Below are 8,174 nucleotides of genomic sequence, written 5' to 3'. Positions count from 1 at the left end.
CGAATCTCGTTTCCCGCTCCACTTTATCGTTTTAGAGTGATGGTTAGAAAGGAAGTTTGCTAAGGTTGGGGTCGTCTCTCCAAAGTTCGGCGAATCTCGTTTCCTGCTCCACTCTTTTTGTTATAGAGTGGTGGAATAAAGGCGAGTTAGCAAAGCGGTTATGCAGTGGACTGCAACTCCATTTAGACCGGTTCGACTCCGGTACTCGCCTCCAAATCTACATCGAATCTTCACGCTTCGATGTTTTTTTGTAGATTGCCTTACGGCAACACCCTGCCCGGGTGGTGAAATTGGTAGACACAGCAGACTTAAAATCTGCCGACCGTTAGGTCGTGCCGGTTCGATTCCGGCTCCGGGCACCATATTTTGCTTTTCGTATATTTAAAACTCCGGACTTTCCGGAGTTTTTTCGTTTCTGGGTTTGTAAAAACCTGAAGTCTTAAAATCTTTCTTCATTCACAAAAGGAATCAGGGCCAGAATCAGCGCCTGATGATAAACCGAAGAACGGGTTAAAATGCCTTTGGTCAGTAACCCAATTGCACCGCCTTTCTGCTTGATGTTGGATGTACCGAATTGTTCATCCATGACATCGCCTAATTCCTTTCCTGTTTTTACGCCGTTGAGTGCTGCTGCTGGTAAGGGAAGGCTGGCAGAGCAGGCTTCTCCATGTTGTTTGCCGTTGCTGATCACCATCCAGGCAAAGGTATGATTGCCTTCAATGCCAGCTTCAAGGCCTACCCAGTAATCGGCAGATGGTTGTTCCTTTTGGGCGTTGTTTACTCGATTGCGGGCGCCGAGTAAGGTTTCGGCATTGGTCATGGGTTGTTCCGCAACATTGCTGGCGACTTTAATGCCGCTGACATTGAGTGATTCCTGAAATATTTCTGCAAAGGCGCTTTCTACTGCTTTGATTTTTGCAGGATTCATGGAGGCAACAATGATGTTGATAGTGTCTGAGGTGGTGACGTTGGACAAAACAGGCGCCTTCTCAATATTTGTGGAAGTAATTGGGCGTGAAATTGTACCTGTTCCGGCGATAATGATAATCTGCTCATTCGTGTAAATTTTCCCTCTTTCAGGGATGTTTGGTGTCTTTCTTCCCGGGTTCCCGGGAGGTTGTATAAGGAATTTGTTTGATGATGCGCAAAATGCTGGTCAGTGAACTGACAGCTGTATTCGTGGGTGCTGTGACTGTTGGCGTAAGCGGCTGTAGTATGGTTGCTGATCAGGCGCAGCAACAGACTCTTCAGCAACCGCAATAACCAAGCGCGTTAAACAGATTTTCTTCTGTTGTCATGCCCTGAAGGACAAACCTGGCGCTCATCCACAAGTCTGTGGCTAATATGAACGCAGGAGCGGTTCCTTTCTTAAGCAAGGCGGCCGGTATTTATCTCTCAAAAGCTATCCACGCAACCCATGAGCAAAACAGACAAATCCTGTGAAACAGGCAGGGCCAGTAATTTTCTGGAACAGATTGTAGAGCGCGACCTCGCAGAAGGGCGTGTTCCCGGAAACAAAATTGTGACCCGTTTTCCGCCGGAGCCTAATGGTTTCCTGCATGTAGGGCATGCGACTTCCATCTGCCTGAACTTTGGCTTGGCGGAAAGATATGAAGGCGAGTGCAACCTGCGTTTTGATGACACAAACCCTGAAAAAGAAGAGCAGGTTTACATCGATGCGATTCGGGAAGATGTAGAGTGGCTGGGCTTTAAATGGGCGGGCAATGTTCGTTTCGCCTCCAGCTATTTTGACCAATTCTACGAGTGGGCGCTGCATCTGATCCGCGAAGGCAAGGCTTATGTGGATCATCAGGACGCAGAAACCATGCGTGAGAATCGTGGCAACTTTAATAAGCCCGGTGTCGAGACGGCTGATCGCGGCAAGAGTGTGGAAGAGAACCTGGTCGAATTCGAAAAGATGCGTGCCGGTGACTACGAAGAAGGCAAGGCCTGCCTGCGTGCCAAGATCGATCTGCAGAGTTCCAATATGAATATGCGGGATCCGGTTCTGTACCGTATTCGCAAGGTGGCTCATCACCAGACAGGTGACAAGTGGTGCATCTACCCAAGCTATGATTTTGCCCATGGTCAGGAAGATGCCATCGAGGGTGTGACTCACTCCATCTGTACTCTGGAATTTCAGGATCATCGCCCCTTGTACGAATGGTTTCTGGAGAATCTGCCAGTGCCGACCAGGCCAACTCAGTATGAATTTGCCCGTACCAACCTGAACTATGTGGTGACTTCAAAGCGTAAGCTGAAGCGCCTTGTAGATGAGAAACTGGTGAGTGGCTGGGATGACCCCCGTATGCCGACTGTTTCCGGTATGCGTCGCCGTGGTTACACCCCTGGTTCTATTCGCAAATTTGCCGAAATGGTGGGTATCAGTCGGACTGACGGAATTGCCGACTTTTCCATGCTGGAGCATGCTATTCGTGATGATCTGAACACTAATGCTGGCCGTGCCATGGCGGTCCTGAATCCTCTGAAGGTTGTGATTACCAATCTGCCAGAAGGTGAAACCCAGAATATGATGGCTCCGGTTCATCCGAATCGCCCTGAATTGGGTGAGCGCTCTCTGCCGTTTACCCGTGAGTTGTATATTGACCGTGCCGACTTCAATGAAGACAACACTTTGTCTCGCAAGAAGTTCAAGCGTCTGGTCAGTGAGGAATATATTCGCCTGCGTGGTGCTTATGTGATCAAGCATGAAGAAACCATCAAGGGCGAAAGTGGCGAGATTGTCGAAATTCGCTGTAGCTATGTGCCTGGCACCGTGGGAGAGAATCCCCCAGAAGGTGTTCGTCCGCGCGGAGTTATTCACTGGGTGTCTGCAGAGCATGGCAAGAAAGCTGAACTGCGTATTTACGATCGCCTGTTTAACCATGAAGCTCCGGATCGAGGTGATGAAGACTTTCTGACCCATATGAATCCTGAGTCTTTCAAGGTAACTGAAGCCTGGGTTGAGCCAAGTCTGGTGAATGCTGAGCCAGAGCAGGGTTTTCAGTTTGAACGTGAAGGATACTTTGTTGCTGATCGTTATGATCACAGTGCTGAAAAACCTGTGTTTAACCTGACGATTGGCCTGAAAGACACTTGGGCTGCCAAAGCCTAAAGGTAGCCTGACTGAGACAGTTGAGGGAGACTGACGTGTTACAGATTTACAACACCCTGTCCCGTAAAAAGGAAGAATTCAAGCCGATTAATGATGGCGAGGTGCGTATGTATGTGTGCGGTATGACCGTATACGACCTCTGCCATATCGGGCATGCCCGGGTGCTGGTGTCTTTCGATGTGGTCACCCGGTATCTGCGTTCCCGTGGATATAAGGTGACCTATGTTCGCAACATTACTGATGTTGATGACAAGATCATCAAGCGCGCTAACGAAAATGGTGAAGAGTTTACTGATCTGACCACCCGCATGATTGCCGAAATGCACAAGGATGGTCACGAGTTGGGTGTTTTACCTCCGGATGCCGAGCCCAAGGCAACGGCTTATATTGGTGAAATGCAGGACATGATCAGCACTTTGATCGACAAGGGTTTTGCATACGCACCGGGCAATGGTGATGTGTATTACCGGGTTCATAAGTTTGAAGGCTACGGCAAGTTGTCCGGTAAAATTCTTGAAGAGTTACAGGCTGGTGCCCGTATTGGTGTTGAGGAGCAGAAAGAGGACCCGCTGGATTTCGTTCTCTGGAAAGGAGCGAAAGAGGGTGAACCTTACTGGGAATCCCCTTGGGGTAGTGGACGTCCTGGCTGGCATATTGAGTGCTCCGCTATGGGTAAATGCTGTCTGGGCGAAACTTTCGATATTCACGGCGGTGGGCCGGATCTGAAATTCCCGCACCATGAAAACGAAATTGCCCAGAGCGAAGCGGCTAATGGTAAAACCTTTGTTAACACCTGGATGCATGCTGGCGCGGTGCGGGTGGATAACGAAAAGATGTCCAAGAGTTTGGGCAACTTCTTCACTATCCGTGAGGTGCTGGAAAAGTATCCGGCTGAGGTAGTGCGTTACTTTCTGATCTCCAGTCAGTACCGCAGCCCGATCAACTATTCAGAAGACAGCCTCAAAGAAGCGGCTGTTCGTCTTGAGCGTTTGTATACGTCTTTGGATGGTCTGGATGTGGATGGTGTTGTTCCAGAGCAAGGGACAGAATTCGAGCAGCGTTTCCATAAGGCGATGGAAGATGATTTCAATACTCCTGAAGCTTTAGGTGTGTTGTTTGAGTTGGTGCGTGCACTGAACAAGGCTCGAGCTGAAAAATCTGATAAAGCTTTGGCGTTGGCGGCGCTGGTTAAAGAGTTGGGTTCCGTTCTGGGGGTGCTGCAGGGCAATCCAGAGTCGTTTCTGAAATCGGGTGGTGATGTGGATGAGGCCTGGATTCTGGAGATGATTGAAAAGCGTAAAGCAGCCAAGAAGGCAAAAGACTTTGCCGAAGCGGATCGCGTACGTGCAGAGCTGGCTGAGAGCGGCGTTCAGCTCAAGGATACCCGCGAGGGAACTACCTGGCAGATTGAGCGATGATTAAACTTGTTTGGTGAAAGGGCGCCTTCGTGCGCCTTTTCTTTTGTCTGTTACATTTTGGTGCTGGGGTGCACTTTACGAACGGCTTTGACAGGCTCCTGTAAAAAAGGATGGATAAGGATTGTCTTCGCATCGGGGCGGTGTTCTGGTGTCAGTGCACAGCACTGGGTGACCATGTCCCCGGCTTCTGATGGGGGGCTTGGGCTTGATCCTTGAAACATGCCTATTGAACTCGGTGATCCTGCTTCTTGCTCGGGGTATCTTGTTCTCCAATTGATCAGAGCTCTGGGGCTTTCTAGCCGGCGCGGATAAGGCGTGTTTTTGACATAGCTGACAAATAAAATAAGGCCAATGCCCCAGATGTCGGATTTCTTTACTGTCCGATAGGGTGGGGAGGTGGTAAGTACCTCTGGTGCAACGTAGTTTGGACTGCCGCAGGGTAATGAGTTGCAGCTACCGGGGCCGGCATAGGTAGCCAAGCCAAAGTCGGCAAGCTTTATCAGTGTGAAAGTACCTTTGTCCGATGCCAGTAATATATTGTCTGGTTTAAGGTCTCTGTGAGCGATGTCTCTATTGTGCAAGTATTCAATGGCGCTGCTTATTCCTCGGATAATGGCTTTAATGTTTTGATCGGTAAATAGGCTGGGGTTGTTTTTTAATAAATCGCTCATATCCCCCTCGGGAAAATAATCCAGTGCGACCCATAGCTCTTTTCCTCCGTTGCGGGTGGTACGAACAGCTATTCCCTGAAGTTGAATAATAAATTTGTGACTCATTTGGTGAAGAAAGGACGTTTCTCTGGATAGGTATTTATAGTTCTCTCTGTCGCTCTTAATCCTTTTAATGACCAGCTTACGATTGTGTGGCGACTGGAGAAGCTGAACCTTTCCGAAATCCCCATTCCTAAAAGTTGTGATGGTTTTCCAGGGTATTAAATCTGGCCTCTGGGGTATACCGCTTGACAGTAATTCCTGTGTGCTTAAGTGATTGGCTTCGCCGTTGAGTACATGGGAGTCATCCCTGGGTTCATGGTGTTGGTCTAACTGGAGACTATGAGGCGGTGGAACAGCTGCAATTAAAGAAGGTTGGTTGTGGCGACGAGATTTCATAGTGCGTGACATTGTTTGTGGTTGAAACTGTGGTGTTATTCTTAAAGTCTCAAGTCGATGGAGGAGCTGGTTAACGGGTGTTCCTTCAGGTATTGCAGGGGTTAGCAAATATCTGCAAGAATTGAAAATTTCCAGATAGGTCAATGAGTATTCTTTGGTTTCATGGTTGTCGGGATGAGATGCTTTTAATAGTGTGACTTCTGGTATGGGGGTAGGGTAGCTGGTGAGTTCGGGTGGAGGTGCGTTGAGCTCAATGACGGGCCGACTGGAAAGAAGCTGGCTGTAAAGTGTTGTAACTACAGTAAGATCGGCTGTATATCTTGCAGGGTGCTGAACGAGCCAGCCAATATAAAAATTGTTATTGGTGGAATCTGTGCCGGTGTAAAAGTATGAGCCGTTAGGTGCTTGCTGTTTGGTCAGGCTGACTTTAGGTAGTTCTTCATTTAATGCCTGCTGCAGGCTTTCGCTACTTGGAAGAGAGCTTTCTTCGAGGGGTTTGAGTGTCAGCTGGTACCAGTTTTGTGTCAGTAGTGTCCTTGCTTGCATGTATGGTAATTGTGCATCGGTACCTGCTGTTTTTAGAATAACAGCGTAGAGTGTACTGTACGCAGGAAGACATATGCCGAAAAAAAGCACTGGAAAGAAGGAAAAGATCCATGCCTTGAGGTGCATTTGATGCGATCCTGCATTTTTGGGCAATGTTAGACCAGTGCTGACGTATTGGTAGGGGTTGTGTGTCTTATTCAGCAACGGTATGTGTACAAAAAACTACGTTTTTACCATACAGAAATGACAAGGCTCTGGTTTATGATGGTGTTATTCCAATATTCCGGAGACATGTGAGGGAAATATCCCTTAGCACACAGTATGTTTTTGACTCGTTTCTTTACCGCTCAGGCAGATAGTCGTTTTTCTTTTACCCGCGAGCAGGCCAGCCAGTTTGCCAAGCAGGTAGCTAACGATTTCAATCCTATTCATGATGTTGATAGTAAGCGATTCTGTGTACCTGGAGACCTTTTGTTTGCCAAGATCCTGGTAGAAGAGGGAGTGAGTAAGAGTCTGCGTGTTCACTTTAAAGGAATGGTTGGTGATGATGAATCATTGTCGTTGATTGATCTGCCAAGCGGATGTAAGGCGCTAGCTAATGAGTCTGGCAAAGAATATCTGGAAATTTGCAGTGATGGTGAGCGAATTACTGATGCGGATGTTATTGAGAAATTGATTCGTAGCTATGTAGCTTTTTCCGGAGAAAACTTCCCTCATGTCCTGGTACCGTTGATGAGAGAGGGTGGGGTTATGATTAACCCGGCACGTCCACTGGTTGTTTATGAAAGTATGTCCATTGATCTGGATCGGACTAATTTAGTGACCCCGGTGTTGGAAGCTTGTGGTGCTGACCTGCAGGTGGATGGTCGTCGTGGCAATGTCTCTTTGGAGTTCGTATTTAAGGATGACGGGCAGGTTGTTGGTCGTGGAAAGAAGACCATGGTTCTTTCCAGTCTGCGTGAATTTAATCAGCCAGTGATGGATGAGATTGTTGATCGGTATATTCAGAGGCGGGACGATTACCGGGATGGCTTTACAGTCTGACCGGTATTGAGTTGAATATATAAAGAGGGGGCTTCATTTGAAGCCCCCTCTTTATTTACCCGAAGTCATTAGTTTGATTTTTTTAGGTAGCAGCTAAGCAGTACGATACGGGTGCCGTTTACCCGGCCTTCGATATGTTCCGGGTTGGAGGTTAAAGAGATGTTGCGAACAGCTGTTCCCCGCTTGGCGGTGAAACCGGCGCCTTTCACCACGAGATCTTTAATAATAGTGACAGAGTCACCCTCCTGAAGAGGGGAGCCGTTACTATCTAAAGTGGGTGCATTGTCTTCGTCATCGCTCTTTAAGCCCGCCTCTGCCCATTCCTGGGTGTCATCTTCCAGATAGAGCATGTCCAGTAAATCCTGTGCCCAGCCTCCAGAGGGTAAGCTTTTCAGTAGGCGCCAAGCCATCACCTGCACAGCAGGATTAGGGTTCCACATGCTATCCCGCAGGCAGTGCCAGTGGTTTTCATCCAGGTTGTTGGAATTGATCTGCTCTTGGCACTTCTTGCAGATAAGTGCAGATTGTTCCGCGGAAGAATCGGAGGGTGCGACTTCGTACACGCCAAGAGTGTCTTCGGAACCACAAAGTTCGCATCTGGATTCGCTGCGCTGATGCAGGGCTTGTTCAACGGTCATGGTTTTACACCTGGAAAAGTTAAGGCGGCGTATTATGGGGTGGTGGTTAATTATAAGAAAGGAAGAAGAAGGGTGGCTGTTTCTTATCTTTTTGCTTAACCTGTAATAAGTTCAATACGAGTTAACTGTTTGTTGGTGATGTGTTTTTTTGCCGTTGACGAAGGCCTCGCGGATCAGTAATATTCGCCGCGTCTGCTGAACACGGCAACGTATTCAGCAGCAAGTTTCGGGGTATAGCGCAGTCTGGTAGCGCGCCTGCTTTGGGAGCAGGATGTCGGGAGTTCGAATCTCTCTACCCCGACCA

7 protein-coding genes and 3 tRNA genes are annotated in these 8,174 nt (G+C 48.3%); 7 read left to right on the top strand and 3 right to left on the bottom strand.

What is annotated here, in order from left to right; translation table 11 throughout:
* Window positions 1-140: 140 nt before the first annotated feature.
* Window positions 141-214: transfer RNA gene (locus QMA35_RS20180), tRNA-Cys, on the top strand.
* A 61-nt stretch (window positions 215-275) separates the two neighbouring features.
* Window positions 276-362 (top strand) — tRNA-Leu (locus QMA35_RS20175).
* 77 nt (window positions 363-439) lie between these two features.
* Here QMA35_RS20175 and yjjX read toward each other — a convergent pair.
* A complete protein-coding gene (gene yjjX, locus QMA35_RS20170; RefSeq protein WP_281648946.1) occupies window positions 440-976 on the bottom strand; it encodes an inosine/xanthosine triphosphatase in 537 nt (178 codons plus the stop codon).
* Window positions 977-1,137: 161 nt separating this feature from the next.
* Between yjjX and QMA35_RS20165 the strand changes: the two genes are divergently transcribed.
* From QMA35_RS20165 to cysS, 3 genes are all read left to right on the top strand, one after another.
* On the top strand, window positions 1,138-1,263 hold the full coding sequence (locus QMA35_RS20165; protein WP_281648945.1) for a hypothetical protein: 126 nt from the start codon (window positions 1,138-1,140) through the stop codon (window positions 1,261-1,263).
* Between the two features lie 154 nt (window positions 1,264-1,417).
* Window positions 1,418-3,115 carry a glutamine--tRNA ligase/YqeY domain fusion protein gene (locus QMA35_RS20160; protein ID WP_281648944.1) on the top strand — a complete coding sequence of 566 codons (1,698 nt, stop codon included), beginning with the start codon at window positions 1,418-1,420 and terminating at the stop codon, window positions 3,113-3,115.
* A gap of 35 nt (window positions 3,116-3,150) precedes the next feature.
* The gene (gene cysS, locus QMA35_RS20155) at window positions 3,151-4,533 is read left to right on the top strand and encodes a cysteine--tRNA ligase (protein ID WP_281648943.1); all 1,383 of its coding nucleotides are present in this window, start codon (window positions 3,151-3,153) and stop codon (window positions 4,531-4,533) included.
* Between the two features lie 50 nt (window positions 4,534-4,583).
* Here cysS and QMA35_RS20150 read toward each other — a convergent pair whose 3' ends face one another.
* Window positions 4,584-6,341 carry a serine/threonine-protein kinase gene (locus tag QMA35_RS20150; RefSeq protein WP_281648942.1) on the bottom strand — a complete coding sequence of 586 codons (1,758 nt, stop codon included), beginning with the start codon at window positions 6,339-6,341 and terminating at the stop codon, window positions 4,584-4,586.
* A gap of 168 nt (window positions 6,342-6,509) precedes the next feature.
* Between QMA35_RS20150 and QMA35_RS20145 the strand changes: the two genes are divergently transcribed.
* Window positions 6,510-7,232 (top strand): DUF3581 family protein, encoded by a 723-nt coding sequence (locus QMA35_RS20145; protein WP_281648941.1) that lies wholly within the window; start codon window positions 6,510-6,512, stop codon window positions 7,230-7,232.
* A gap of 68 nt (window positions 7,233-7,300) precedes the next feature.
* Here QMA35_RS20145 and QMA35_RS20140 read toward each other — a convergent pair whose 3' ends face one another.
* The gene (locus tag QMA35_RS20140) at window positions 7,301-7,870 is read right to left on the bottom strand and encodes an alkylphosphonate utilization protein (protein ID WP_281648940.1); all 570 of its coding nucleotides are present in this window, start codon (window positions 7,868-7,870) and stop codon (window positions 7,301-7,303) included.
* A 227-nt stretch (window positions 7,871-8,097) separates the two neighbouring features.
* On the opposite strand from QMA35_RS20140, the gene QMA35_RS20135 reads away from it, so the two are divergent.
* Window positions 8,098-8,174: transfer RNA gene (locus QMA35_RS20135), tRNA-Pro, on the top strand.

Source organism: Parendozoicomonas sp. Alg238-R29 (assembly GCF_947331445.1).
Classification (GTDB): Bacteria; Pseudomonadota; Gammaproteobacteria; order Pseudomonadales; family Endozoicomonadaceae; genus Sansalvadorimonas.
This window is presented reverse-complemented; position numbering and strand designations above follow the sequence as displayed.